Annotated in this window: 22 protein-coding genes; 16 read left to right on the forward strand and 6 right to left on the reverse strand. The window is 64.5% G+C overall.

What is annotated here, in order from left to right:
* Positions 1 to 71: 71 nt before the first annotated feature.
* Positions 72 to 2129, reverse strand: coding sequence for an AMP-dependent synthetase/ligase (locus CSQ85_RS00455; protein ID WP_150382391.1), 2058 nt, complete (start codon positions 2127 to 2129; stop codon positions 72 to 74).
* Between the two features lie 245 nt (positions 2130 to 2374).
* Between CSQ85_RS00455 and CSQ85_RS00460 the strand changes: the two genes are divergently transcribed.
* From CSQ85_RS00460 to CSQ85_RS00470, 3 genes are read left to right on the forward strand one after another with little or no spacing between them, the layout of a single operon-like run.
* Positions 2375 to 3526 (forward strand): NAD(P) transhydrogenase subunit alpha, encoded by a 1152-nt coding sequence (locus CSQ85_RS00460; RefSeq protein ID WP_150382392.1) that lies wholly within the window; start codon positions 2375 to 2377, stop codon positions 3524 to 3526.
* 19 nt (positions 3527 to 3545) lie between these two features.
* A complete protein-coding gene (locus CSQ85_RS00465) occupies positions 3546 to 3845 on the forward strand; it encodes an NAD(P) transhydrogenase subunit alpha (RefSeq protein ID WP_101622745.1) in 300 nt (99 codons plus the stop codon).
* Entirely contained in the window at positions 3846 to 5270 is a 1425-nt protein-coding gene (locus CSQ85_RS00470; protein WP_107042549.1) for an NAD(P)(+) transhydrogenase (Re/Si-specific) subunit beta, read from the forward strand. It abuts the gene before it with no gap.
* A gap of 130 nt (positions 5271 to 5400) precedes the next feature.
* On the opposite strand, the gene CSQ85_RS00475 is transcribed toward CSQ85_RS00470, so the two are convergent.
* Positions 5401 to 6408, reverse strand: coding sequence for an alpha/beta hydrolase (locus CSQ85_RS00475; protein ID WP_150382393.1), 1008 nt, complete (start codon positions 6406 to 6408; stop codon positions 5401 to 5403).
* A gap of 343 nt (positions 6409 to 6751) precedes the next feature.
* Between CSQ85_RS00475 and CSQ85_RS00480 the strand changes: the two genes are divergently transcribed.
* From CSQ85_RS00480 to CSQ85_RS00510, 7 genes are all read left to right on the forward strand, one after another.
* Positions 6752 to 7384 (forward strand): 50S ribosomal protein L25/general stress protein Ctc, encoded by a 633-nt coding sequence (locus CSQ85_RS00480; RefSeq protein ID WP_107042547.1) that lies wholly within the window; start codon positions 6752 to 6754, stop codon positions 7382 to 7384.
* A gap of 223 nt (positions 7385 to 7607) precedes the next feature.
* Complete coding sequence (locus CSQ85_RS00485) at positions 7608 to 8735, forward strand: branched-chain amino acid aminotransferase (RefSeq protein ID WP_107042546.1); 1128 nt, start codon at positions 7608 to 7610, stop codon at positions 8733 to 8735.
* Positions 8736 to 9043: 308 nt separating this feature from the next.
* A complete protein-coding gene (locus CSQ85_RS00490) occupies positions 9044 to 9826 on the forward strand; it encodes a trimeric intracellular cation channel family protein (protein ID WP_190972806.1) in 783 nt (260 codons plus the stop codon).
* An 82-nt stretch (positions 9827 to 9908) separates the two neighbouring features.
* Entirely contained in the window at positions 9909 to 10169 is a 261-nt protein-coding gene (gene rpsT, locus CSQ85_RS00495) for a 30S ribosomal protein S20 (protein ID WP_043163770.1), read from the forward strand.
* 157 nt (positions 10170 to 10326) lie between these two features.
* Positions 10327 to 12207: a translation elongation factor 4 gene (gene lepA / locus CSQ85_RS00500; protein ID WP_107042540.1), complete on the forward strand. Its 1881-nt coding sequence runs from the start codon at positions 10327 to 10329 to the stop codon at positions 12205 to 12207.
* Positions 12208 to 12376: 169 nt separating this feature from the next.
* Positions 12377 to 13714: a radical SAM family heme chaperone HemW gene (gene hemW / locus CSQ85_RS00505; protein WP_150382394.1), complete on the forward strand. Its 1338-nt coding sequence runs from the start codon at positions 12377 to 12379 to the stop codon at positions 13712 to 13714.
* Between the two features lie 196 nt (positions 13715 to 13910).
* Positions 13911 to 14903, forward strand: a complete 993-nt coding sequence (locus CSQ85_RS00510) for a Gfo/Idh/MocA family protein (protein ID WP_150382395.1) — start codon at positions 13911 to 13913, stop codon at positions 14901 to 14903.
* Positions 14904 to 14905: 2 nt separating this feature from the next.
* Here CSQ85_RS00510 and bcp read toward each other — a convergent pair whose 3' ends face one another.
* The gene (gene bcp, locus CSQ85_RS00515) at positions 14906 to 15424 is read right to left on the reverse strand and encodes a thioredoxin-dependent thiol peroxidase (protein ID WP_150382709.1); all 519 of its coding nucleotides are present in this window, start codon (positions 15422 to 15424) and stop codon (positions 14906 to 14908) included.
* A 221-nt stretch (positions 15425 to 15645) separates the two neighbouring features.
* Here bcp and CSQ85_RS00520 point away from each other — a divergent pair, with 221 nt between their 5' ends.
* Positions 15646 to 16641: a hypothetical protein gene (locus tag CSQ85_RS00520; RefSeq protein WP_190972807.1), complete on the forward strand. Its 996-nt coding sequence runs from the start codon at positions 15646 to 15648 to the stop codon at positions 16639 to 16641.
* A complete protein-coding gene (locus CSQ85_RS00525) occupies positions 16638 to 17057 on the forward strand; it encodes a GntR family transcriptional regulator (RefSeq protein ID WP_223846737.1) in 420 nt (139 codons plus the stop codon). Before CSQ85_RS00520 ends, CSQ85_RS00525 begins: the two co-directional genes overlap by 4 nt.
* A 38-nt stretch (positions 17058 to 17095) precedes the next feature.
* Here CSQ85_RS00525 and CSQ85_RS00530 read toward each other — a convergent pair whose 3' ends face one another.
* Positions 17096 to 17776, reverse strand: a complete 681-nt coding sequence (locus tag CSQ85_RS00530; RefSeq protein ID WP_150382397.1) for a TetR/AcrR family transcriptional regulator — start codon at positions 17774 to 17776, stop codon at positions 17096 to 17098.
* Positions 17777 to 18071: 295 nt separating this feature from the next.
* On the opposite strand from CSQ85_RS00530, the gene CSQ85_RS00535 reads away from it, so the two are divergent.
* The 4 genes from CSQ85_RS00535 (at position 18072) to CSQ85_RS00550 (ending at position 24260) form a co-directional block, all read left to right on the forward strand.
* Positions 18072 to 18773, forward strand: coding sequence for an ABC transporter ATP-binding protein (locus CSQ85_RS00535; protein WP_150382398.1), 702 nt, complete (start codon positions 18072 to 18074; stop codon positions 18771 to 18773).
* Positions 18767 to 22123 carry an FtsX-like permease family protein gene (locus CSQ85_RS00540; protein WP_223846738.1) on the forward strand — a complete coding sequence of 1119 codons (3357 nt, stop codon included), beginning with the start codon at positions 18767 to 18769 and terminating at the stop codon, positions 22121 to 22123. The genes CSQ85_RS00535 and CSQ85_RS00540 overlap by 7 nt, the downstream gene beginning before the upstream one ends.
* Before the next feature lie 37 nt (positions 22124 to 22160).
* Positions 22161 to 23684 carry an amidohydrolase family protein gene (locus tag CSQ85_RS00545; protein ID WP_190972808.1) on the forward strand — a complete coding sequence of 508 codons (1524 nt, stop codon included), beginning with the start codon at positions 22161 to 22163 and terminating at the stop codon, positions 23682 to 23684.
* A 96-nt stretch (positions 23685 to 23780) separates the two neighbouring features.
* The gene (locus CSQ85_RS00550; protein WP_150382400.1) at positions 23781 to 24260 is read left to right on the forward strand and encodes a flavodoxin; all 480 of its coding nucleotides are present in this window, start codon (positions 23781 to 23783) and stop codon (positions 24258 to 24260) included.
* 45 nt (positions 24261 to 24305) lie between these two features.
* Here CSQ85_RS00550 and CSQ85_RS00555 read toward each other — a convergent pair whose 3' ends face one another.
* Both CSQ85_RS00555 and CSQ85_RS00560 read right to left on the reverse strand, forming a co-directional pair.
* Positions 24306 to 24617 (reverse strand): DUF2442 domain-containing protein, encoded by a 312-nt coding sequence (locus tag CSQ85_RS00555; RefSeq protein ID WP_150382401.1) that lies wholly within the window; start codon positions 24615 to 24617, stop codon positions 24306 to 24308.
* 316 nt (positions 24618 to 24933) lie between these two features.
* Positions 24934 to 26262: an NADH:flavin oxidoreductase/NADH oxidase family protein gene (locus CSQ85_RS00560; protein ID WP_150382402.1), complete on the reverse strand. Its 1329-nt coding sequence runs from the start codon at positions 26260 to 26262 to the stop codon at positions 24934 to 24936.
* Positions 26263 to 26323: the final 61 nt, after the last annotated feature.

A 26323-nucleotide genomic window follows, 5' to 3' on the forward strand; every position in this document is an offset into this window, starting at 1 on the left:
ACAAATCGGCCCCCTCTGATGAGGGGGCCGATTTGCGGAATCGGAATTACGCGGCGGAAGGCCGCCGGCCGTCACTGATGCGGAGCGGTCTTCTTCGTGTACATCTGCGTGGCGAGCAGCGTGGCGTAGCGCTTGATCACCTTCGGGCGGATGACCTTCAGCGACGCGGTCATCAGGCCGTTCTCCTGCGTGAACTCCTCGGGCAGGATGATGAACTTGCGCACGGACTCGGCGCGGGAGACGCCCTCGTTGGCCTGATCGACCCACTTCTGCACCTCGGCTCGCACCGCCGCGTTGTTCGCCGCGTCCTCCATCGACATGTTCCGGTCGAGGCCCTTGGCCTCGAGCCACGGGCGCAGCGTTTCCTCGTCCAGCGTGATCAGCGCGGAGATGAACGGGCGCTTGTCGCCGAGGACCAGCGCCTGCGAGACGATCTCGCAACGCTGGATGACCTCCTCGATCGGGCCGGGCGCCACGTTCTTGCCGCCGGCGGTGATGATGAGATCCTTCTTGCGGCCGGTGATGTACAGGAACCCGTCGTTGTCGAGACGGCCCAGATCGCCGGTCATATGCCAGCCGTCCGGGGTGAATGCGTTCTCGGTGGCCTCGTCGTTCTTGTGGTAGCGGTGGAACACCACCGGGCCGGCCACCTGGATCTCGCCGTCCTCCGCGATGCGCAGCTTGAAGCTCGGGAACGGGACGCCGACGGATCCCTCGTGGAACGGCACGCCGAGTGGGTTGAACGCGCAGGGGGCGGTTGTCTCAGTCAGGCCGTAGCCCTCGTACACCGGCACGTTCGCGCCGCGGAAGAAGGCCAGCAACTCCGGATCGAGCGGCGCGCCGCCGGCGACGATCCAGCGCATGCGTCCGCCGAGCACCTCGCGCAGCGACTTGTAGACGATCGGGTCGAAGGTGGATCGGCGCATCGCGGTGAGCACGCCGGCCTTGCCGTTGACGCTCACCTCCTTCATGTACTTCTGGGCGGAGGTCACCGCGGCCGCGAACAGCATGCCCTTGGCGCCATGGCCGGCCTTCTGCGAGGCGGCGTTGTACACCTTCTCGAGCACGCGCGGCACCACGATCATCACGGTGGGGCGGGCGACTTGCAGGTCGGTGAGCAGGGTCTTGATGCCGGTCGCGATGTAGATGCGCAGGTTGCTGGCCACGCAGATGTAGTTGATCGCGCGGGCGAACGTGTGGGCCTGTGGCAGGAACAGCAGGATGGAGCCGTGCTTGTCGTGCTGGAGCAGGTCGGGCATGTAGTCGCGCAGGTTGAACGCGTCGGTGCAGTAGTTCTCGTGCGTCATCTCGACACCCTTCGGCGCGGAGGTGGAGCCGGAGGTGTAGATGATCGAGCACAGGTCGGTCTTGCGCAGCGAGTTGATGCGCTCGTCGAGCTCCTCGTCGCTCACCGAGTCGCCATAGGCGGCGATCTCGTCCAGTCCGCCGGTCTCGATGCACACGATCTGCTCGAGCGACGGGCAGTCCTCGATCGCGCCGTCGGCCTTGTCGCGCATGGCGGTGTCCTGCACGATGAGCAGGCGGGCGTCGGAGTTGTTGACGATGTTGCGGATCTGCTCGGCCGAGTCGGTGTCGTAGATGGAGGCGAGCACGCCGCCGCACGCCATGATCGCGGCGTCGGCGAGATCCCACTCGTAGGAAGTGCGGCACATGAACGCGACCGCGTCGCCTTTCTTCAGACCGTAGTGCAGCAGGCCCTTGGCGACCTTGCGCACCTCGGCGAGGAACTCGTTGGCGGTCTTCGAGACCCACTCGCCGTGTTCCTTGTACACGTACAGCGGCTCGTCGCCCATGCGGCGGGCGCGGTCCTCGTAGATGCTGTAGATCGTCGTGTGCTCGTCGAGCGGCGGATTGCCGGCCGTCTCGGCGGTCAGCAGGCCGGTCTTCCCGTCGATGAACGTGGTGGTCGGATAGCCCGGACCCCACTCGTCGGTGTGGGGCAGGGTGATGTCGCCCTCGCGGGCGATCTCCTCACGCGCCTCGTCGGCGGCGTAGTCTGGGTCCATGCCCGAGTCGTCGCCCACAGGATGCGCGAAGTCGTCTCCGAGCCTCAACACCTTCCGCGTGATGTTCGTGGTTTGCTGTTTCAACGTGGAAAAAACGGACACGTGACGCTCCTTGCCCAATCCTGCTATGTCCTGTCTCAAGTAGGCCAGTCTAGCCGCCGGGCCGCGACACGTCACCTTACGGTAGCGTAGGGAAAGCCCCGGTCCGAGGGTGCGCGCAGGCGCCCGGAGGCACCCGAAACCGACCGTTTGGCGGATATTTCCCGGCGCGGCGCGCTTTTTCGGCTACACTGGGCGGCGTACAGCTAGCAATGACACTAGTTCGGCCAATGTCAGAAAGGGCTCTCATGGCTGGAATCAAGGAAGCCACGGTGGCTTTCGGCGTGCTGGACGAGACGTCGGATGTCGAATCCCGCGTCGCGCTCACCCCCGACATCGTCACCCGGCTCGGCAGGAGCGGCGTCTCCTGCCTGATCGAACGCGGCGCCGGTGCAGCGGCGCAATACACGGACGAGGACTACGCCGCCGCCGGCGCGACCGTCGCCACCCGCGACGAGGTGATCTCGAAGGCCGACGCGCTCGGCTTCGTTGACAGGCCGGGCGCCGACGTCCTCGCGAAACTCAAGGCGGGCCAGTGGGTGATTGGCATGCTCGGCTCCTTCACCGACGCCGACTACGTCGCCTCGCTGGAGCGGGCCGGACTCGTCGGCGTCGCCATGGAGAAGCTGCCCCGACAGCTTTCCAGCGCGCAGTCGATGGACGAGATGACCTCGCAGAACTCCGTGATGGGCTACAAGGCCGCGATCCTCGCCGCCGACGCCTACGGGTCGTTCCTGCCGATGATGACCACCGCCGCCGGCACGATCCGTCCGGCCAAGGCCCTGGTGCTCGGCGCCGGCATCGCCGGTCTGCAGGCCATCGGCACGCTGCGCCGTCTCGGCGCGGTCGTCACCGCCTACGACGTGCGTCCCGCATCCAAGGGCGAGGTCGAGTCGCTCGGCGCGAAGTTCCTCGATCTGGGACTCGACTTCTCCGCCGGGCAGGGTGAGGGCGGCTACGCCCGCGCGCTGACGAGCGAGGAGCAGGCGCAGCAGCAGGCGGCGGTCGACGAGAAGGCCGCCGGCTTCGACATCGTCATCACCACGGCGAAGGTCCCGGGCCGCAAGCCCCCGGTGCTGCTCACCAAGGCCGGCGTCGACGGGCTCAAGCGCGGCGCCGTGATCGTCGACTGCGCGGCGTCCGATCTCGGCGGCAACGTCGAGGGCTCGGCCGTCGGCACGCATGTGACCGACGGGGGAGTGACCATCATCGGCGCGCCGTATCTGGCGTCCGGGGTCGCGACCACCGCATCCAACCTGCTCTCGCGCAACGTGGCCGACGTGCTCGCCCACTTCGTGCGCGACGGCAAGCTCGCGCAGGACCTGGGCGAGGAGCTTGACGACGCGCTGATCGTGTCCGGCCGCGCCGGGGCGCAACGGCAGCCGGAAGAGAAGAAGTAAAGAAAGGGGACAAGGAAACATGCCTACGCTCGTCGTTTCCATCACACTGTTCGTGCTCGCCCTGCTCATCGGCATCGAGGTGATCGGCAAGGTGCCCGCCACCCTGCACACGCCGCTCATGTCCGGGGCGAACTCCATCCACGGCATCGTCATCGTCGGCGTCGTCATCGTCGCAGCCGAGGCCAACTCGCCGCTCGCGTACGTGTTCATCTTCCTGGCCGCGGTGCTCGGCACGATGAACGTCGTCGGCGGCTACGTCGTCACCGACCGCATGCTCGAGATGTTCAAGTCCAACAAGAAGAAGGGGGAGGAGAAGTAAATGGCCTCCGCAACCGTCGGAACCATCGACATCGTCGCCTGGTTCGTCTACCTGTTCTCCGCCGTCATGTTCGTGGTGGGCCTGCACTTCATGAACTCGCCCAAGACCGCGCGCAAGGGCAACCTGATCTCCGCGTTCGGCATGGTCGTCGCGGTGCTCATGGCGTTCATCGTGCTGTTCGCCAAGGGCTTCGTCAACGTGGTCGCCGTCGTCGTGCTCGTCGTCGGCATCCTCATCGGCGCGGTCGCCGGCGTGGTGTCCGCCAAGAAGGTCAAGATGACCGACATGCCGCAGCTCGTCTCCGTGTTCAACACGGTCGGCGGCGGCGCGGCCGCCCTCGTGGCCCTGAACGACATCCTCACCAAGGAGGGCACGCCGGACATCGTCGTGCTCATCACCGCGGGTCTCGGCATCCTCATCGGATCGGTCACGTTCACCGGCTCGCTCATCGCCGCCGGCAAGCTGCAGGGCATCAAGTGGGTCAAGAAGCTCGCCCTGCCCGGCAAGGGCGTGTGGAACGTGCTGTTCGCCGTCCTGTCCGTCGCGGCGCTCGTCATGCTGTGCATCCAGCCCGAGCAGCGTCTGCTGTGGTCGATCCTGACGACCGTGTTCGCCCTGTGCTACGGCCTTGTGTTCGTCATCCCGATCGGCGGCGCCGACATGCCCGTCGTCATCTCCGTGCTCAACGCCTGCACCGGTACTGCCGTCGCCATGTCCGGCCTCGCCATCGATAACGTCGCGCTGATCGTCGCCGGCGCGCTCGTCGGCTCGGCCGGCGTGACCCTGTCCATCCTCATGGCCCAGGCGATGAACCGCCCGCTGCTGTCCGTCCTCGCCGGTGGTTTCGGCGGTGGCTCGGGCGCCGCGGCCGCGGGCGACGGCCCCGAGGGCACGATGAAGGAGACCACGCCGGACGATCTCGCCGTCCAGCTCGTCTACGCCGAGAAGGTCATCTTCGTGCCCGGCTTCGGCTTGGCGCAGGCGCAGGCCCAGCGCGAGCTCGCCGATCTGGGCGAGCTGCTCAAGGCGCACGGCGTCGAGGTCTCCTATGCGATTCACCCGGTCGCTGGCCGTATGCCGGGCCACATGAACGTGCTGCTCGCCGAAGCCAACGTGCCCTACGAGGAGCTCGTCGATCTGGACGAGATCAACCCGCAGTTCCCGCAGGCCAACGTCGCCCTCGTCGTCGGCGCGAACGACGTGACCAACCCGGCCGCGCGTCGTCCCGGCACCCCGGTCTCCGGCATGCCGATCCTCGACGTCGACAAGGCGCAGAACGTGGTCGTCATGAAGCGCGGCCGCGGCATGGGCTACGCCGGCATCCAGAACGAGCTCTACTTCGAGGACAACACGCAGATGCTGTTCGGCGACGCGAAGAAGAGCCTGCAGGCCGTCATCGCCGCGGTCAAGGAGCTGCTGGCGTAACGGGACCCCTCGGGGGCGCGGACACTGCCGCTCGTTTCCGCGGGACTCAGCGCGGCGAATCGCGGCGAATCGCGTTGAGTCCCACGGTTTCGCGGGGCCCAACGCGATTCGGCTGGATTCGGCGTTACGGTTACAGCCCGAACACCCGTTCCACGAACGCCGTGACCCGGCTCCAGTACAGCTCCGGATCGGTGCTCGCGCTCATCGCGTGGCCCGCGCCGGGCACGAGCAGGCGCTCGCGGTCGGGTCCGGCGCACGCGGCGATGTCGCGGTCGAGGAAACCGGGATCGACGAACGTGTCCGCGCCGCCGTGGATGAACATCATCGGGATGATCGTACGCCGCAACGAGGCGACGCACGACGCCTCCCTGAACCCGTATCCCGCGCGCCGTCGGGAGATCGCGGACATCAGCGACACCACCGGCACGCCTAGGCGGCGGGAGGGCAGGTGGTACATGTGCTTCGCGTTGAACAGGAACTGGTCCCACACCGACGTGTAGCCGCAATCCTCGATCCCGGCGACCACGTTGCGCGGCAGATCCGGCTCACCGGTGGTCATCATCACCGTCGCGGCGCCCATCGACACGCCCTGCAGCAGGATACGCGCATCGGGGTCGCTCGCCGTGATCAGCGAGATCCACCCCATGAGGTCGCGGCGCTCCAACCATCCCATGCCGATGTAGCGCCCCTCGCTCAGCCCGTGGGCGCGCTGCTCGGGCACGAGCACGGTGAAGCCCATCCGGGCGAACCGGTGCGCGTACTTCGCCATCTCCTCCGGGCCTCCGCTGTAGCCGTGCATCGAGATCGCATACAGATGCGGGGCGGGGGAGGCGCAGTCGGGGTCGAACAGCCATCCGTTGAGCTTCAGCCCGTCCTCGGACCGCAGCGAGACCGGCTGCTTCGCCGATTCGAACCATCGGACGGCCTCGGCCTCCTCGGCGGCGTCGCGGTGGGGCGTCTCGAGGTACGGTGTCGCCGCCGACCCTGACATCAGCCGCTTCATCCAATGCGAGTAATGGGTGTCCAACGACAGGCGGAACATCAGCTCGGCGGTCGTGAACAGCCCCGCGCCGATCACGCCGATCGCGCCGGCCGCGACCCCGGAGACGACGAGCAGGTTCCTGTTGATGCGCTTCATCGCAACTCGATTCCCTCGGACAATATCTTGGACAATATCGATGCCTTCCAGTCTAGTCGTCGTGCATCCGTCCACCATATTTCGCGGCTCCCCTTGTCAGGGGAGCTGGCCCGCGAAGCGGGTCTGAGGGGTAGTCGAGGCGGTGCCACATTTGTCCCGCCCGCGGATATACTTGAATGCTGTTGCTTTGGCGAGGGAGAAACGCTCCGCAAGGTTCGTTCCTCCGTTATCGACTCGGCGTGAATACTTCCTCCTTGGGGATCGTTCTGCGGCGCGTCGTGGCGTCAAACAAGACAGAACGACAAGTGACACAACACTGTTAACCAACCTAAGGAGTCCGATTATGGCTACCAAGATCACCCTCAACGGTGAAGTCCGCAACGAGTTCGGCAAGGGCGTCGCCCGCCGCATGCGCGTCGCCAAGCGCATCCCGGCCACCATCTACGCCGGCGGCACCGAGCCGAAGTTCATCACCCTCCCGATGAAGGAGACCACCAACGCCCTGCGCCACACCAACGCCCTGTTCGAGCTGACCTTCGGCGATGACAAGGCCATGGCCGTCGTCAAGGACGTCCAGCGCAACCCCGTCAAGCGCATCGTCGAGCACATCGACTTCTACGAGGTCAAGGCCGGCGAGAAGATCGACGTCGAGGTGCCGGTCTTCGTCGAGGGCACCCCGAAGGGCGCTGCCGTCGCGTTCGTCGACATCCAGGAGCTCAAGGTCCGCGCCGACGTCGCCAACCTGCCGGAGAAGATCGTCATCAACGTCGACGGCCTGGCCGACGGCGCCAAGGTGTTCGCCAAGGACGTCGTCCTGCCGGAGGGCGCCGAGCTGGACATCGAGGATCCGGAGGAGTCCGTCGTGACCGTCGAGGTCCCGGAGGACGCCACCGAGTCCACCGCCGCCCCGGAGGCCGCCGCTCCGGCCGCCGACGCCGCTGCCGCTCCGGCTGCGGACGCCGCTGCCGCCAAGTGATCGGCGCCGGAGTGAATCCGGCATATGATCCCATATGATCTGAATGGAATCGACCCGCGACCGAACCGTCGCGGGTCTTTTCGTTTCCTTTCATAATGTGAACCAGACCATATTCCGGACGCCGGAATGTGACAGAGTATCCCACAGCACCGCGTGCCACGAGCGCGCGACTGACCTTCGCAACGAACACCGCCCATGGCGGCTTGATACCAAAGAAGTGAACATGACTGAAAACACGCATCACGATCCGGCTCAGCTCGACAAGCTGACCGAACCCTTCACCGTACTGCCGAACGAGAACCCCGCCTCCGACGCCAAGCGTCAGGAGCTGATCGACAAGCCGGCGTTCGGACAGGTCTTCTCCGACAACATGACCCACATGACCTGGACCAAGGGCGAGGGCTGGTCCGACCGCCGCGTCGAACCGTACGCGCCGCTCAAGCTTGACCCGGGCGCCTCCGTGCTGCACTACGCGCAGGAGGTCTTCGAAGGCCTCAAGGCGTACCGTCACGCCGACGGCTCCACCTGGCTGTTCCGCCCGGACGCGAACGCCGAGCGTTTCCAGAACTCCGCCAAGCGCCTCTACCTGCCGGAGCTGTCCATCGACGACTTCCTCGGCTCCGTCGCCGCGCTCGTCAAGCGTGACGTCGACTGGGTGCCGTCCCGTCGCGAGTACACGCTGTACATGCGTCCGTTCATGTTCGCCTCCGAGCCGTTCCTCGGCGTGCGCGCCCCGCAGGAGGTCGACTACTGCGTGATCGCATCCCCGTCCGGCCCGTACTTCCCGGGCGGCGTCAAGCCCGTGAGCATCTGGGTCGAGGACAAGTGGTTCCGCACCGGCCCCGGCGGCACCGGCTTCGCCAAGTGCGGCGGCAACTACGCCGCCTCCCTGCTCGGCGAGTACACCGGCATCGACAACGGATGCCAGCAGGTGTGCTTCGTGGACGCCGCCACCAAGACCTACCTCGAGGAGCTCGGCGGCATGAACATGATGGTCGTGCACAAGGACGGCCACGTCGAGACCCCGTCCCTGACCGGCAACATCCTGCCGGGCGTGACCCGCCGCTCCCTGATCCAGCTCATGCAGGATCGCGGCATCGACGTCGTCGAGACGATGATCCCGCTCAAGCAGCTGATCGAGGACATCAAGTCCGGCGAGGTCACCGAGGTGTTCGCCTGCGGCACCGCCGCCATCATCACCCCGATCGGCCGCTTCAAGTCCAAGGACTTCGACGTGACCGTCGCCGACGGCGAATCCGGCAAGCTCACCGTCGACCTGCGCAACGAGCTGCTCGGCATCCAGCTCGGCGAGGTCGAGGACCCGCACAACTGGATGTGGAAGGTGTGCTGATTTAGCCTAGGCCATCCATTCCGAAACCCCTTGGAACACCAATGTTTCCAAGGGGTTTCTGTTTTTTGATGGCCGAACGTCTCGACAGCGAAGCCGGGCATCTTGCGGTGTCGAGGAACGCGTTGGTGAACATGTGGCTGGCCGAGCGCATCCGGCAAGAGGATCGGGAGCGCGAACTGGTCCATTGACATGTGACATGTGATCGGCTGGCGGGAACGCGCCGTGGCGCCGGCTCCCTGTGGTAGCTTGTTGTGCGGTTCCATGAGGTTCCGTGTCCATGAGAATTCCACCGGAGGGAGGGCGACCCCATGCAGCTGGCGCTGGAGAGCAACGTGTTCTTCATGCTGGTGGAATACCTTGCGGTGTTCTGCTGCGGTCTGGTCGGCGGACTGGCCGCCGTGCACAAGAACTACGATCTGTTCGCCATCCTCGTGACCGCGTGGCTGACCGCGCTCGGCGGCGGCGTGCTGCGTGACGTGCTTCTCGAGGTGCCGCCGGTGGGCATCACCGACCGATGGTCCGTGCTGTCCGCGCTCGCCTCGGGCGTGGCTATCGCCGTGCTGCATCTCGAGGTCGACAAGCTCAAATGGTCGATGCTGACCCTGGATGCATTGGCGCTCGGCCTGTTCGCCGTGATCGGCACGTCCAAGGCCATGTACCTCGGTGCCTCCGGCATGACCTCGGTATTTCTCGGCATGGCCACCGCGCTTGGAGGCGGATTGGTGCGTGACATGCTGCTCAACGACGTGCCGATGATCATCCGAGACAAGCACTGGTATGCGGTGCCCTCGGCGGTCGGATGCATCATCGATGTGTTCGTGTGCAAAGGACGCATGGCGGGCCTGCTCAACGCCGAACAGGAGATCGCGCTCGATCTGGTCATCATCGCGCTGGTCGTCGGCATGCGCCTGACGTCGGTGATCTTCAACATCAAGCTGCCAGGCGCGATGGAACGCCACAACGTGTACCTGCCGGGAGAGGCCCGGTACCTCAAGCGTCCGGACATCACCCCGCGCAAGTCGGACGGCGAGGACGGGACGTCGCAGGGACGCCGCGACAAGGCCGGGGACGAACGGCACGACAAGCGGTGACTGCTGCTGTGTCGTTTATCCGCGCCGCGTGCTATCATCTACGTCTCGTATGTCCTTATAGCAAACGTCGTTTGGAGTTACATTGGCAAACATCAAGTCGCAGAAGAAGCGCGTCATCACCAACGAGAAGGCGCACAAGCGCAACGTGGCCGTCAAGTCCGCGCTGAAGACCGCGATCCGCAACACCCGCAAGGCCATCGAGTCCGGTGACAAGGCCGCCGCCGAGGCCGCCTTCAAGGTCGCCGCCCAGAAGCTCGACAAGGCCGCCGGCGCCGGCGTGATCCACAAGAACCAGGCCGCGAACCGCAAGTCCGGCCTCGCCGTCGCGATCAACGCTCTGTGAGTGACAGACACCCGGTGATCAGGGTGTGAGTCGCCCGCATCGGCGACATTGCCGTAAAGACCCCGCGGAACCCATCCGGTCCGCGGGGTCTTTCGCGTCGAGTACACTGATTTCGTTTGACTTGAGTAAGACCTGAAGCCAGTAGGAGGCACGTTCAGTGGTCAGCCAGCACAACCAGCCCGGTTCCACCGATCAGTCGTTGATCCGTAATTTCTGCATCATCGCGCACATCGACCACGGCAAGTCCACCGTGGCCGACCGCATCCTGCAGCTGAGCGGCATCGTCCCCGAACGCGAGATGCGAGACCGCTTCCTCGACCGCATGGACATCGAGCAGGAGCGCGGCATCACCATCAAATCGCAGGCCGTGCGCGTGCCGTGGACCTTCGACGGCACCGAGTACACGCTCGGCATGATCGACACCCCCGGACACGTCGACTTCACCTACGAGGTCTCCCGAGCGCTCGCCGCGTGCGAGGGCGCGGTCCTCCTCGTCGACGCCACGCAGGGCATCGAGGCGCAGACGCTGTCGAACCTGTATATGGCTGTCGACCACGACCTGACCATCATCCCCGTGCTCAACAAGATCGACCTGCCCAGTGCCGAGCCGGACAAGCACGCCGAGGAGATCGCGGGACTCATCGGCTGCGAGCCGAGCGATGTGCTGCGTGTCTCCGGCAAGACCGGCGAGGGCGTGGCCGACCTGCTCGACCGCATCGTCATGGAGGTGCCCGCGCCCCACGGCGATCCGGAGGCCCCCGCCCGCGCCCTGATCTTCGACTCCGTGTACGACTCCTACCGTGGCATCGTCACCTACATCCGTATGGAGGACGGCGAGCTGCGCGATCGCGAGAAGGTGCACATGATGGGCATCGGCATGACCCACGATCCGATCGAGATCGGCGTGATCAGCCCCGACATGACCCGTACCAAGGCGCTCGGCGCCGGCGAGGTCGGCTACATCATCACCGGCGCGAAGGACGTGAGCCAGTCGAAGGTCGGCGACACCCTGACCTCCGCCGTGCGTCCCGCCACCGAGCCGCTGCCCGGCTATCGCGATCCGAAGCCGATGGTCTACTCCGGTCTGTTCCCGATCGACAACGCCCAGTTCCCCGAACTGCGCGAGGCGCTTGACAAGCTCAAGCTCAACGACGCCGCCCTCGTCTATGCGCCGGAGACCTCCGTGGCGCTGGGCTTCGGCTTCCGTTGCGGCTTCCTCGGCCTGCTGCACATGGAGATCGTCTCCGAGCGTCTCTCCCGCGAGTTCGGCCTCGACCTGATCCAGACCGCGCCGAACGTCACCTACGAGGTGACGAGCGAGGACGGCAGCGTGCACCACGTGACCAACCCGAGCGAGTTCCCGGACGGCAAGATCAAGAAGATCGTCGAGCCGATGGTTGCCGCCGACATCATCACCCCCAAGGAGTTCATCGGCGCGGTCATGGACCTGTGCCAGGAGAACCGCGGCCAGATGGGCACGATGGAGTACATCTCCACCGACCGTGTCGAGATGCACTACCGCATCCCGCTCGCCGAGATCGTCTTCGACTTCTTCGATCAGCTCAAGTCCCGTACGAAGGGCTACGCCTCGCTGGACTACCACGAGGACGGCGAGCAGTCGGCCGACCTCGTCAAGGTCGACATCCTCATCCAGGGCGAGAAGGTCGACGCGTTCAGCGCCATCGTCCACCGCGACAAGGCGTACAGCTACGGCGTGATGATGACCAAGAAGCTGCGCGAGCTCATCCCGCGCCAGCAGTTCGAGATCCCGATCCAGGCCGCGATCGGCTCGCGCATCATCGCGCGCGAGAACATCCGCGCCTTGCGCAAGGACGTGCTCGCCAAGTGCTATGGCGGTGACATCACCCGTAAGCGCAAGCTCCTTGAGAAGCAGAAGGCCGGCAAGAAGCGCATGAAGATGCTTGGCCATGTCGAGGTGCCGCAGGAGGCGTTCATCGCCGCGCTGTCCACCGGCGAGGACTCCAACGACCGCGATACCAAGGACAAGATCCGCGCCGCGCAGAAGACCGAAGGCTGAGCCGGAACGGATTCGCAAAACTTAGGCACTTTTATCGTTTCCTAGGCAGGTGTTGGTCCGGAGATGGTTCAAAATCCCTGTCTTTCCAAGGGTGTTCGTATCGGTATCCGGGGAGCTCCTGCCTAGGAAACGCGAAATCTGCCTAGGAAATGAGGGGAGGGCAATCGGAATGTCGTTTGAGGTGTACATTCATGTGCCGTTCTGCCTTCGGCGTTGTGGCTACTGCGACTTCAACACATATACGGCGGTCGATTTAGGCGCCGGGGCATCGCGCGGCAACTACGCGAACATGGTCATTCGTGAGATGGAACTCGTGCGTGCTTGGCAGGAGGCCCACGGCGTCGACGAACCGCCGGCGGATACCGTGTTCTTCGGTGGCGGCACGCCCACCATCCTCTCCGCGGATGATCTGGTGGCCATGCTGGATGCGATCCGACGCATCTGGGGACTCGAGCCCGGCGCGGAGATCACCACCGAGGCCAATCCGGACACCGTCAACGAGTACTACATCAACCGTCTCGCCGAGGGCGGCTTCACGCGCGTCTCCTTCGGCATGCAGTCGGCGGTGCCGCATGTGCTGAAGATCTTGGACCGCACGCACACGCCCGCGAACGTCGAGGCGGGCGTGCGCGCCGCGGACGCCGCCGGCCTTCGAACCAGCGTCGACCTCATTTATGGGGCGCCGGGGGAGAGCCTCGACGACTGGCGCACCTCGGTCGAGACGGCCATCGGCCTCGGCGTCAACCACATCTCCGCCTACGCGCTGACCGTCGAACCGACCACAAAGATGGGGCGCCGGATCGCCGCGGGCACACTGCCCAAGCCCGATGACGACGACGAGGCCACCAAGTACGAGATCGCCGACGACCTGTTCTCCGCCGCCGGTCTTGAATGGTACGAGGTCTCGAACTGGGCGCGGCCCGGATATGAGAGCCGTCACAACCTCGGCTACTGGAGGAACGTCGACTGGTCGGGACTCGGACCCGGCGCCCACTCGCATTACAACGCGTGCGCCGATGCGGGGGCCCGGCTCCCTCTGACGAGGGGGCTGTCAGCGCAGCTGGCCGGGGGAGAGACGGCGTTGGCCCAACCGAGGGAACAGATCACGGGCATGAACGCCCTGCGTGCATGGGACATCGCGCACCCGCGTCTGTGGGGCACGGCCATCAATGAAGGCCGTGTGCCGTGGGCGGGCAGCGAGGAGATCACCCCGGACGAGAACCTCGAGGAGTTCATCATGCTGGGCCTGCGCATCCGCGAAGGGCTCGATCTGGACCGCATCAACCGTGCCATCGCCTCAGCCGCTGGTAGCGGGGTGGTCGGCACCTCGAGCCTCAAGCCCATCGACCCCGCGCAGCTCATGCCGATGGTCGACGGGGGACTCATCACTTTGACCCAGGATTCCCGTGATGCCGGAAACTCCGGTGTCCGCGTCGTTCCCACCCGCAAGGGCCGTCTGCTCAACGACGCCGTCATCGAACGCCTCTTCGATCTCGTCGGCGTGTGAGCCCCGCGGATACGGGGGACTCAGTGTGATTGCGTGAGGATTCGTCTTTGAGCCCCGCGGCACGGCCCTTTTCGTTGGTCTCATCCATCCCGCCTCCCCGATACATCTCCTCATGGAAAGTGAATATGGCATATTATATAGATGAGATATGCAAAAAAGTATGCCGAAACAATGCGACGGCGGAAAGGAATCGGCGATGACGACGGCAACACGCGAACTCAACTGGGCGACTCTGGGAACCGGCGTCATCGCCAACCAGCTCGAGCAGGCGTTGGAATCCAAAGGCCGCAGGCTGTACTCGGTGGCCAACCGCACGCATGCCAAGGGGGTCGCCTTCGCGGGGAAATACGGCATCGGCAAGGTCTATGAGCGCATCGACGACGTGTTCGACGACCCGGAGGTGGACGTGATCTACATCTCCACTCCGCACAACACGCATATCGGGTTCCTGCGCAAGGCGCTCGCAGCCGGCAAGCACGTGCTGTGCGAGAAGTCCATCACGCTCAATGCCGACGAACTGGACGAGGCGGTCGCGCTCGCCGAGGCCAACCATGTGGTGCTCGCCGAGGCCATGACCATCTACCATATGCCGCTCTACAGGAAGCTCAGCGAGATCATCGACTCCGGTGCGCTCGGCGAGCTGAAGCTCCTGCAGATGAACTTCGGCTCCTACAAGGAGTACGACATGGCCAACCGATTCTTCAACCGCAACCTTGCGGGCGGCGCCATGCTCGACATCGGCGTGTATGCGCTCTCCTTCGTCCGCTGGTTCATGGATTCCAAGCCTGACCGGATCCTCTCGCAGGTCAAAACCGCCCCCACCGGCGTGGACGAGCAGGCCGGCATCCTCCTGACCAATCCTCACGGTCAGATGGCCACGGTCACGTTGTCGCTGCACGCCAAGCAGCCCAAGCGCGGGCTCGCCGTGTTTGACAGGGCCTATGTGGAGGTCGTCGACTATCCGCGCGGTGAGCGCGCCACCATCACATGGGTGGACGACGGCCGCACGGAGGTGGTGGAAGCGGGGCGTACCGCCGATGCGCTCTCCTACGAGGTGGACGATATGGAGACGGCCATCGCCGGCGACCCGTCCGTCATGCATCTGGACTATACGCGCGATGTGATGGCCATGATGACCGAGATCCGCGTCGGCCAGTGGAAGATGACCTACCCGGAGGAGGAACGGTAGTTTCAGTCTCCCAGCCGCTTGATGAGCGAATCAACGTGTCCCTTGGCGCGCACGTTGTAGCGCGCCAGGATGATGACGCCATGCTCGTCGATGGCGAACGTGGAACGGATGACCCCGACGTGCGTCTTGCCGTACAGCTTCTTCTCGCCCCAGGCGGCGTACGCCTTATGCACGCCGAGCTCCGGGTCGGAAAGCAGCGGGAACGACAGATGATCGCGCTCGCGGAACCGCTGCAGCTTGGTCATCGGATCCTTCGAGACGCCCAGCACCGTGTATCCGAGCGTGCTCAGACGGGCCATGTTGTCGCGGAAGTCGCACGCTTCGGTGGTGCAACCGGGCGTCATCGCCGCCGGATAGAAGTAGAGGATCACCTTGCGGCCCTGCTTGGTCAGATCGGCAAGTGAGATCGTCGATTCCGTGCCGTCCGGTTCGACCGCCGGAAGCGTGAAGTCCGGTGCTGTCTGACCGGCTTCGAGTCTGGTCGGCGGCTCCTGTGCAGGGGTCTGTGTCGTTGCGTCCATGGTGTTGCCGGTGTTGTCGGTAGTGCTATCGGTCATATGTGTCAGCGTAGTCCCGCCGCTGTCCTGCCGCGGTCCCGCTTCGGTCGCTCCTTTCGTGGGTTCGCAAACCGTATCATCATTGTGATACACTTGAACTGTGTCACACCAGTGGCACAGTTGTATAGCCGATATGGCCGATGGAGACCGATGCGGCAGGCAAAGCGTAACAGGAGGCGATCGTGATGTTCGGTCCGTTCTCATTGGTGGACGTGATGGTGATGTGGCTCATCCTGATCGGGCTGGGAGTGGTCGCTGTGGCCGTGGCCGTCATCGCGCTGGTGGTCATGAATCGGGCGTCGGAGTTCAGGCCGTCGCAGGTCGGATTCGATGAGGGGGAGCGCTTCGCCTTGGCGGGTGTCGCCCGACGCAGGGTACTCATGTGTGTGGTCGGCGTCGTCGCGGTCACGCTGATCGCGCGGCTGTGCGGAGGGGTGCTGCGGTACGGGCTCAACCTCGCTCTGCTGCCCGTCGTCGCGTCCTGCATCGCCGCCGGGCTGGCTGCGATGCCGTACGACAACGGCATCGCCGAGAATGGCTCCGGGGGAGCCGGCGGTGTGCGCGTCGCGTCGCTGCGGTCCCGTGAGCCATGGACCTACGCGCGCTGGTACGTGCTCGCCCAGCCGATCGTCGTGTCCGTTATGCTCATCGGGTATCTGACCATCACCGCCTGCATGGGAACCACGGACGGCGATGGGGCAGGACGGTCGATCAGGTTGACGAAGGAGAACGCCTACGGCGGCGTAGTGGGTGAGTCCGGCCCGTTCCCGGGCGTGTACTACGCGCTGCCCCTGATCGCGGTCACCGTGCTGCTGGTCGTGCTCGTCTGCGCCGCGTTGCTGCGGATCTCGCGTACCCCGGCCGCTGCCGGTGGAGGCGGTGGGTGGGCCGATCGCATGTGGCGCTCGACGATGACCAAGTTCGTCGTCTTCCTGTCCTCGGGGTCGATGCTGGTCTGCGCCGCCGGCGTGCTGTATTTCGCCGGCGGGGCGACCCGACGGGTCGGTACCAATTTCGATACGTTGCCGCCCACCTATGCGGACGACGTGTATCCCACGCTTGGCCTGTTGCAGATGGCCGTAAGCGGGGTGATGGGTGTGCTGGCCCTTGTATACCTCGCGATGGCGGTGTTTGCCGCGGCGAGGTTGTGGATCGGGATGTGGAAGGCGGATGCGCGATGATCGAGCGTGGCGGCAATGTCGGGAGCATGGCGGTCGGGAACACGACGATGCCCGCACAGACCGGGGAACTGCGGATCATGGTCCGTGATGACGACCCCATGCCCGTCTACGAGCAGATACGCGCGCAGGTCGAGGCGGCGATCCGCAGTGGTGCCTTGCGGGGCGGCGAACGGCTGCCTTCGGTGCGGCAGTTGGCGGGCGATCTGCGCATCGCGCCGGGCACTGTGTCCAAGGCATACGGGGAGCTGGCCGGGCGGGGGCTGATCGACACCGGACTTGGGCGTGCGGCGCGCGTGAAACGGGTGGAGACGCTGCCCGATCCGCTGCTCACCGCCGCCGAGGCGTTCGCCCGCGAGGCGCGCCGATCAGGTGCGGGCTTCGACGAGGCGGTGAATGCGTTGCGCGCCAAGTGGTGATGAGATGATGGATGATGGACGGCGGGGAGGTTGCCTGATCACCACAGGATGTCCACCGGTGCGGTGGTCTTGTTGACCTCGATGATCTGGCAGATCTCCTCCGGGCTCTCCTTGCACCCGCGGCGGATCCACAGCCAGATGATCGAGGAGACCGCGGAGACGAGGATCTCCATCGCGTAGTCGGCGGGGATGCCGTTGTAGTCGGTTTTCGGTTCGGCTCCGAACCGCGTTGCCTGCGCGACGATGAGGTGTTTGAGCACCTCCTTCATGCGGTAGTAGAGCTGCATGTCGTTGCCGGAGCGGGAGACGACGCTGAAGAAGGCGTAGTCGTCGCGGATGTAGCGCAGGGCGTCGGCTATGGATGCCGACTGGAACGCGTCGCAGATGGCCTTGCCCCGGTGCGGTGCGGTGGCGTTCCCGCCAAGGGAGACGGCTTTCCGGTCACGATCAGGGGAGGCGGCGTCGGTGACGAGGATGCGTGTCAGGTCTTCGATGGCGTCGTCGACGAGCTGCTGGCGCAGGTCCATCTTGTCGAGATAGTGCATGTAGAAGGTGCCGCGGTTGATGCCCGCGGTGCGGGCGATGTCGCTGACCGTCATCGCGTCGAAGCCCTTGGACTGCATCAGCGTGGTGAAGGCCGCCTTGATTCGGGCTTCGGTCTTCGTGTTGCGCTTTGCCGGCGTGCTCGCGGATACTGGGGTGTGTGTGGTGGAAGGCATGTGGTGCTCCTTGGATTCGTGCGGTCGACTGTGGCCGCGCCGTGGGGTCTGCAGGGGTCTGCATTGCTGCTTGGGGATGCTGATACCGATGCATTATATCAACATGTTGTCTTTTTAATGGGTGATTCATGGTGATATGAACGATTTGGGGGACAGTGTTCAATCTGAACGGATCGTCGGAAGTTGTTGATTGACCTGATATGCCGACGCTTCCTATCATCGACATCATTATATCAACATGTTGTTTATTTAGTGGTTGAGGCAACCATAAGGAACACAAGGAGGCGAAGGACCTGTGGCATATATCGAGATGGTGCACAGCTACAAGCGCTACCACATGGGAGACACCGTCATCGTCGCCAACAATGACGTGAGCTTCGGCATCGAGAAGGGTGAACTGGCAATCATCCTCGGTTCGTCCGGCGCAGGGAAATCGACCGTACTCAACATTTTGGGCGGCATGGACACCAACAGCGAGGGGCAGGTGATCATCGACGGCAAGGACATCTCGAACTACACTGCACGGCAGTTGACCGACTACCGCCGCACCGATATCGGGTTCGTGTTCCAGTTCTACAACCTCGTGGCCAACCTCACCGCCCGGGAGAACGTCGAACTCGCTTCCGAAATCGTGCGCGATGCGCAGGACCCGGTCCAGGCGCTCGTGGATGTGGGGCTGAAGGACCGCATCGACAACTTCCCGGCGCAGCTCTCCGGCGGTGAGCAGCAGCGCGTCGCCATCGCCCGTGCCGTGGCCAAGAACCCCAAGATTCTCCTGTGCGACGAGCCGACCGGTGCGCTCGACTACAACACCGGCAAGCAGGTGCTGCGCATCCTGCAGGACCAGAGCCGCGTCAAGGGCGCCACCGTGGTGATCGTCACCCACAACTCCGCCATCGCGCCCATCGCCGATCGCGTGATCCACATGCATGACGCGCGAGTTAAATCCATCGAGGTCAACGAGCACCCCATGGACATCGAGGACTTGGAATGGTGAGCGCTATGACGTCTCGCAGGCTTCGCAGACCTCGCAAACGCATGCTGTGGCGCGACATCCGTGCCACCCTCGCCAAGTCCAAGGGGAGGTTCGCCTCCATCGTGAGCCTCATGGCCCTAGGATCGTTCGCCCTCGTGGGTCTGTTCGCCACCGCGCCCGACATGCGGGCCACAGGCCGCGCGTTCTACGGCGAGCACAATCTCGCGGATGTGACCGTGATCAGCGACTACGGCCTGACCGCCGACGACGAGGCGATCATCCGCGAAACCGCTGGTGTGAAGGACGCTGAATTCGGCTACTTCAAGGATGTGACGATCGCGGACAGCGATCACAGCCTGCGCGTCCACTCGCTGCCCGAGACCGTCTCCACCTACGAGGTCGCGGAGGGGCGGCTGCCGCAAGCGACCGGGGAGATCGCGCTTGACACGGGGGAGCGCGACCGGTTCGCCGTGGGCAGCTCCATCAGCGTGACCGAGATGCCGGACATCGCCGGCGACACCGTGCTCAGACGGACCGACTTCACCGTGGTCGGCTTCGTGGAGGCCAGCGACACCGTCTCCAACCTCAACATGGGACAGTCCACCGCCGGATCCGGCGAACTCGACGGATACGCCGTGGTCACTGCGGCCACGTTCGACTCGTCAGTGGCGATGATCGGCCGCGTCACCTTTGAGGACACAGCCGGACTGAACTACTGGGATGACGCCTACCGTGACCGCGTGCAGGACCACAAGACCATGCTCTCCCGACGGCTCGCCAACCAGCCCGCCGCCCGCCGTGACTCCATCCGCTCCGAACGTCGCGAACAGATCGCCAAGGCGCAAGAGCAGGTGGACGACGCCAAACAGCAGCTCGCGGACGCCCAAGCCCAGCTTGATGATGCCAAGGCACAGATCGAATCCGGCAAGGACCAGATTACCCAGGGACAGCTCGACGCCGTCGACCAGGCATCCTCCGCGGCCGCCGAACTCGCCGGCGCAACCTCGCAGATCGCTTCCGCCAACTCCACGCTCTCCGCCGCCCAAACCCAGCTCGCTGCCGGCGCCCAGCAACTCAATCAGGGCCAGGGCAGTCTCGAACTCGCTTGGCTGCAGCTCAATCAGGCCGGCAAGCAGCTCACCGTGGCTCGCGCGGCACTCGATGCATCCAAGGCCGCGCTTGACGCCACCGGTCGTCTCCTCGCTTCATGGGAGAAAACCGGGATAACCGGCAAGGCGTATCAAAGCCTCAAGGGGCGCTACGATCAGGCGCTCGCCGACTGGAACACGGCTGCGGACACGTACAACGCCATGCTGAACCAATACAACAGCGGCCTTGAACAGTTCAACGAAGGGGCCGCCAAGCTTGATCAGGGATCCGAGGAGTACCAAAAGAACGCGGCCGCGATCGCGGAAGCTCAAAAACTGCTTGCATCCAAGCAGACCGAACTCGGGCACGCCGTCTCCACGGCTGCATCCGGATCGGCGTCCGACGGTGCCTCACAGATGATCCAAGGCCAGCGCGACCTCGAGAAGGCCGAGGACGAATACGACCAGAAGCTCGAGGAATTCAATGACGCCAAGCCCGAGGCCGAGAAGAAGATCGCCGACGCGGAACGTCAGATCAAACTGGCGAGCGAAAAGGTGGACACCCTTGAAGTGCCCGCGTACTCGATCGACGGACGGCGCGAGGGACTCACCTCCGAGGGATATCGCGTGTACGAGATCATCGCGGACATCGTCATGAAACTCGCGCGCATCTTCCCGATCTTCCTGTACTTCGTGGCCGCGCTGGTCACGTTCACCACCATGGGCCGCATGGTGGATGAGGAGCGCACCAATTCCGGCACCCTCAAGGCGTTGGGATATGGGAACGCGGACATCATGAAGAAATTCCTCGTCTACGGCTTCTCCGCCTCCACGGCTGGCACGATTCTGGGTGTGGCGGCCGGGCATACCATCCTGCCGCTCATCGTCTACCACGCCTATGATTCCGGATTCACCATGCCGCGCATCGAGCTGCACTTCCATCCCGGCGTGACCGCCGCCGCGTTCCTGCTTGCATGGGCGAGCGCCGTGGCGCCCGCGTGGATCGCCGCGTCCCGCGAGCTCAAGGAGAGGCCCGCCGCGCTGCTTCTGCCCAAACCGCCCGCCAAGGGCTCGAAGATCTTCCTCGAGCGGATCACGCCCGTGTGGGACCGCCTGAGCTTCACCCGTAAGGTCACGGCCCGCAACCTATTCCGTTACAAGTCTCGCGGCTTCATGACCATCTTCGGCGTGGCCGGCGCAGTGTCGCTGCTCACCGCGGGCCTGGGCGTGCAGGCGTCGATCGGCCAAATCGGCGAGTTCCAGTTCGGCGGCATCATACACTACGACCTGATCGTGGCGGAGAAATCAGACAACAACGCCGACCAGCGCGACGCCGTATCCAAGGCCGTCGCCCCGGCGGACGGGGACGACGGCAATGGGGCGATCGACCAATCCGCGCCAATCCGCTACGAGGAGCTCACCGCCACCGCCGGCAAGCAGGGTGATAAGCAGACGATCACGCTCATCGTCACCGACGACACCTACAACTTCGGCGACTACATCACCCTGCGCGACCGTGTCTCGCATGACCCGCAGGTCCTGACTGACCGCGGCGCGATCATCTCCGAACGTATGGCGGATATGCTCGGTGCCAAGGCCGGGGACACCATATCCGTGACGGATCCCGACGGCACGGAGCGCAAGGTGCGCGTGGACGGCGTGACCGAAATGTACATCGGTCACTTCATGTTCATGTCCTCCGGCGGCTACGGTCGCGCGTTCGACGCCGACTACCAGTCCAACGCCTACATGGTCCGTCTCAAGGATTCGTCCGTGGGCAACGCCAACAGGCAGGGAGCTGACCTTATGACCGTGGACGGGGTCAAGGGCGTGGTGCAGAACATCACCATGAGGAACCAGGTGGCCACGATCGTCGACTCGCTCGACCAGATCATGGAGGTGCTCATCCTGGTGGCCGCGCTGCTTGCGGTGGTGATTCTCTACAACCTCACCAACCTCAACGTGTCCGAACGCATCCGCGAACTGTCCACCATCAAGGTGCTCGGCTTCCATACCGGGGAGACGACCATGTACATCTATCGCGAAACGATCGTCCTGTCCGCGTTCGGAGTGCTGGTCGGATACGTGTTCGGTGCCGGCCTGCACCGATACATCATCACCGAGGTGCCGCCGGACGAGGTCATGTTCGACCCAGCCCTCGCCTGGCCGGCATTCGCCGTGCCGCTCGCCGTGGTGGTTGTGGTGCTCGCCATGCTCGGCTGGGTGGTGTACCGCCGTCTCAAGGACGTGGACATGCTCGGCGCGTTGAAGAGCGTGGAATGAGCCGGGAATGGAGAAAAAAGAGAAAGAAAGGAAAACTATGAACCATCCGGTCGAATCGAATGATGCCGCCCCGCTGCGCTTCCGCGGCAAGGTCGACTTCCAGTCGCACTACCTGCCTCCCGCGTACCTGGAATTCCTGCGCGCACATTATCCCGGCAACCCGGACGGTTATCCCACGCCCGACTACTGGACTCCCGACTGGCAGCGTGACAAGATGGACCTGCTCGGCATCGCCTACGCACATCTGGAACTCTCCTCGCCGAATATCTTCCTGCCGCAGGCGGACGACTGTCTGCAGCTGGCCCGGAAGATCAACGACCAGGGGGCGGCAATCGTCGCCGAGAACCCGACCCGGTTCGGGCTGATTGCCACACTGCCCCTGCCATGGGCCGAGGAGTCCGCGGCGGAGGCCCGGCGTACGCTCGACGAGCTCAAGGCCGACGGCGTGGGACTGACGACCAACCACCATGGCGTGTATCTGGGTGACCCCCGACTCGATCCGGTGATGCGCGAACTGGACGACCGCGGCGCAATGGCGATCGTCCATCCCACCGCGCCGCCCGTGTCCGTGCCCGGCGCATGCGAGGGCCTGTCCCTTCCTGCTTTCGAATACTTCGTGGAAACCACGCGGGCCTTCACCAACATGGTGCTGGAGGACACGTTCGTCAAGTTCCCGAACATCCGCTGGGTGATGCCGCATGCCGGCGCGTTCGTCTCCATCCTCGCCGACCGGTTCGAAAGCTTCGAGTTCATGCTGCGCTTCGCTGACCCGGACCGTCGTGTCGACTATATGGACGCCATGTCCCATGTGTACTACGACCTTGCCGGATTCAGTGAGCCCAAGCAGCTCGCCGACCTTTTACGCAATGTGCCGGACACCCACCTGCTGTACGGGTCGGACACCCCCTACACACCCATCGAGGCGGTGCTCGGTCAGGCTCGGGCGCTGGAAGGGACCGACAAGCTCACCGAGGAGCAGAAGCGCATGGCGTTCACCGGCAATGCGCTCGCCGTCAACCCGAAGCTCGCGGGGATCCCGGCATTGGCCCGGGCGGCTTCCGAGCCCACGGGGGATGCGGTGGGGGAGCGGGACGGACGGTGGTATGTGCGGCTCCTGCACGATCTCTTCCCGCATAGGCATGTGGCCGTGCGCGTGCCCGTCCCGCCGCACGAGGCCGCCCCACAGATCGCCGGAGCCGTTCGTGATGCCGCCGCCGCGCCCCTTGCACCCGATCCCTGCGACGACCCGGCGCTCACCGCCCGCTATGACGTGCGGCTCAACTCGCCGGTGGGCGTAATCGCGATCCCTGTGATTGTCTCCTACGATGACATGACCCGAACCTCGTTCCATGGCAAGGCGAAGATCATGGGAATCGTGGCATCCTACCGGGATGGCGTGCGCGACGGGACGCGGCATTCGTTCGACATTCGCGTGCGTCTGCCGTTCGGCCCGCTCACCGTCCACCTCAATGCTGATGTGTCCGAACCCGACGGCTCGGTCGTGGGCACGGCCGTCGCGCCCCATCGCAGGCCCATGCCCTTCACCGGCCAGCGGCGCTGATCGATCTCGCATGCGTTTGTCTTCGAGCGCTTGAGGTGGGTATTACTGAAATCGAACGACAGACTGCCCGTATCGGGATGAAGGAAAGGAAGCATCATGTCCAAGCGCATGCTCGTCACGTATTTCTCCGCCACCGGCACCACCCGTGAGGTCGCCGAACGTCTCGCGCACGCGATCGGCGCCGACCTCAAAGAGATCGAACCCGCCGAGCCGTATACCGCCGCCGACCTCGACTGGCGCGACTCCGGCAGCCGCTCCAGCGTGGAGCATCGTGACCGCGCCATTCGTCCGGCGTTGAAGACGCCGATCGACGTGAGCGGCTACGACGTCGTGTTCGTCGGGTACCCGCTGTGGTGGGAGACCGCGCCGCGTGTGGTGCGCACGTTCCTCGAAAGCGAGGACTGGGATGGCGGGACCATCGTCACGTTCGCGACCTCCGGGTCCAGCACGCGCGGCGCCGACGGCGTGCAGTTGCACGATTCGGCCCCCGCCGCTCATTGGGTGCCGGGTCGCCGCGTGGGCGCAAACGAAAGCGAGGCCAAACTCGCCAAGTGGGTCGAGGGGCTGGCTCTGTAAATTGTAAAGTCGGCCATCGCGCCGTGAACGCCGTCGACCTGTCCGTCAGGCTGACGCCAGTTCCCCTTGCATGGCGTACTCATACGAATGGGCATACAGGTATGAGGGCGAAATATCGATGTCACCGTTGCACCACGTCAGAACGCCGTGATCGATGTGGAAATCCTCGAACACTTTCTCTTCACGCAGCGGGGCGAAAGCGGGCACATCATCATACATCTCAGTGAAGTCACACAGGCGTGTCTCGCCGGTGGAGAACGTTACCAGCATAATGTGGTCATCGGTAATACGGGCCGAGCGTACCTCCAGTTCCTGAGTGGGCTCATCCGCATACAGGATGCCATTCACCTCAAACATGGCGATCTCTTTTCTTTACTGGCTCACGAAAGTGGTTTGATTCGGTCGAACGGGCGGCCGGACACCGCTTCGTTCCATGCCTTCTCATCCTGATACATCATGCGAATGATGATTCCGAAGAACCGACTCAGCTCCGGCATTCCGGCACCTTCAATCCCGCGTCCTGCACGAAAACGTCTTTTGTTGCCTAGTGTATTCCTATTTCGGGCAGCAGGGGAGTCATCACGGCATCGAGCCGGTTCAATGCCGTGATGACTGATATCCCTCATCCGCCGTGCGTACGACCGGTTGTTTCTCGGCTATCTGTCATGGATGTTCACTGATGGCCCTTGCGGCGGCGAGGCGTCAGGGCCGCGGGGCCGTGCTTGCCGATCGTGAAGCACAGCGCGCGCAATCCGCCGATCCTCGGATCGGGACGTAGCCCGCGTCCGATGCGGTTCATCTGCAGCTCGAACCAGCTGATGACGAGGATGCCGCCGAACGCACGGTCGAGCGCCTTGACCCCGGTCGTCACCCACGGCAGATCCACGCTGCCGTCCCAACGGTCGCGGATGATCCGCTTCGGCAGGTCGGGCACGAGGGCCAACGGACGCGCGATGCCGATCATCTGCGTGATTCCCTCGTCGAGCGCGCGCTCCATGTCCCGCGCGTTGCGGAACCCGCCGGTCAGGGCCACTGGCACGGTGAGCTCGCCCTTGACGCGTCTGGCGAATTCGGTGAAGTACACGCCGCGCCTGCGATCCTCGAGTGCGCCGCTGTTGGTTTGGATGACCGGCTTCTCGAGTGTGCCGCCGGAGATGTCGATCAGGTCGACGCCGCGCTTCTCGAGCTGCTTCATGACCCAGGTGGACTCCTCCTCATCGAAGCCTGCGAACGACCCGCCGCGATCGTCGATCTTCACGGCGATCGGCGCGTCGCTGGAGTTGAGTTTCACCGCGACCGGGAACTTCGGCCCCACCGCCGCGCGCACCGCGTCGAACACCTCGAACAGGAATCGTGCGCGATGCTCGATGTCGCCGCCGTACTCGTCGGTTCGCCGGTTGTCCTCGGGCGAGAGGAACTGGTTGATGAGGTAGCCGTGCGCCGCGTGGATCTCCACGCCGGTGAACCCGGCTTTCTTCGCGATCCGCGCCGTCGTGGCGAAACGGCGCACGATGTCGTGGATCTGCTCGACGGTGAGCGCGGTCGGTTCGGCGAAGAACCGTCCGTAGTCCCCTTCCAGTTTGCCGCCGCTGGGCGCGTACGGATGCTGGTTGATGGTGATGGGGGACTGGCGTCCCGGGTGGTTGATCTGCATCCAGCAATGGGCTCCGTTACGGGTTCCCGCGGCGGCCCAACGGCGCAGCATGTTCAGATCGCGTTCGTCCTCGACCGCGACGTTGCCGGGTTCGCCGAGCTGCGTACGGTCGACCATCACATTGCCGGTGACGAGCACGCCGGCACCACCCTCCGCCCATGTGCGGTAGAGGCGGACGTGCCGTTCGGTCGGCGCGCAGTCGCGCCCTGCCAGCGCCTCGTTCATGGCCGACTTGTAGAAGCGGTTCTTCACCGTGACCCCGCAGGGCAGGGTGAGGGGCGTTGCGATCCCCGAGACGGCCCCCGAGGCGATTCCGGGGTTGATTTCCGAAGTGCGGTCTGCGTTCATGATGTTCCTTTCCTGTGTATGAACGTCCAAGTTTTTGCACTTGTCTAACTTCATTTGATCT

This window comes from Bifidobacterium rousetti (assembly GCF_008698235.1).
GTDB lineage: Bacteria > Actinomycetota > Actinomycetes > Actinomycetales > Bifidobacteriaceae > Bifidobacterium > Bifidobacterium rousetti.

Excerpts from the sequence above, each read along its gene's own strand:
- hemW (WP_150382394.1), top strand. The coding sequence starts at position 12,377 with ATGTCGTTTGAGGTGTACATTCATGTGCCGTTCTGCCTTCGGCGTTGT.
- CSQ85_RS00510 (WP_150382395.1), top strand. The coding sequence starts at position 13,911 with ATGACGACGGCAACACGCGAACTCAACTGGGCGACTCTGGGAACCGGC.
- CSQ85_RS00465 (WP_101622745.1), top strand. The coding sequence starts at position 3,546 with ATGCCTACGCTCGTCGTTTCCATCACACTGTTCGTGCTCGCCCTGCTC.
- CSQ85_RS00460 (WP_150382392.1), top strand. The coding sequence starts at position 2,375 with ATGGCTGGAATCAAGGAAGCCACGGTGGCTTTCGGCGTGCTGGACGAG.
- bcp (WP_150382709.1), bottom strand. The coding sequence starts at position 15,424 with ATGGACGCAACGACACAGACCCCTGCACAGGAGCCGCCGACCAGACTC.
- CSQ85_RS00555 (WP_150382401.1), bottom strand. The coding sequence starts at position 24,617 with ATGTTTGAGGTGAATGGCATCCTGTATGCGGATGAGCCCACTCAGGAA.
- CSQ85_RS00525 (WP_223846737.1), top strand. The coding sequence starts at position 16,638 with ATGATCGAGCGTGGCGGCAATGTCGGGAGCATGGCGGTCGGGAACACG.
- CSQ85_RS00485 (WP_107042546.1), top strand. The coding sequence starts at position 7,608 with ATGACTGAAAACACGCATCACGATCCGGCTCAGCTCGACAAGCTGACC.
- CSQ85_RS00480 (WP_107042547.1), top strand. The coding sequence starts at position 6,752 with ATGGCTACCAAGATCACCCTCAACGGTGAAGTCCGCAACGAGTTCGGC.
- CSQ85_RS00490 (WP_190972806.1), top strand. The coding sequence starts at position 9,044 with ATGCAGCTGGCGCTGGAGAGCAACGTGTTCTTCATGCTGGTGGAATAC.
- CSQ85_RS00550 (WP_150382400.1), top strand. The coding sequence starts at position 23,781 with ATGTCCAAGCGCATGCTCGTCACGTATTTCTCCGCCACCGGCACCACC.
- CSQ85_RS00520 (WP_190972807.1), top strand. The coding sequence starts at position 15,646 with ATGTTCGGTCCGTTCTCATTGGTGGACGTGATGGTGATGTGGCTCATC.
- CSQ85_RS00530 (WP_150382397.1), bottom strand. The coding sequence starts at position 17,776 with ATGCCTTCCACCACACACACCCCAGTATCCGCGAGCACGCCGGCAAAG.
- CSQ85_RS00470 (WP_107042549.1), top strand. The coding sequence starts at position 3,846 with ATGGCCTCCGCAACCGTCGGAACCATCGACATCGTCGCCTGGTTCGTC.
- CSQ85_RS00540 (WP_223846738.1), top strand. The coding sequence starts at position 18,767 with ATGGTGAGCGCTATGACGTCTCGCAGGCTTCGCAGACCTCGCAAACGC.
- CSQ85_RS00475 (WP_150382393.1), bottom strand. The coding sequence starts at position 6,408 with ATGAAGCGCATCAACAGGAACCTGCTCGTCGTCTCCGGGGTCGCGGCC.
- CSQ85_RS00560 (WP_150382402.1), bottom strand. The coding sequence starts at position 26,262 with ATGAACGCAGACCGCACTTCGGAAATCAACCCCGGAATCGCCTCGGGG.
- CSQ85_RS00545 (WP_190972808.1), top strand. The coding sequence starts at position 22,161 with ATGAACCATCCGGTCGAATCGAATGATGCCGCCCCGCTGCGCTTCCGC.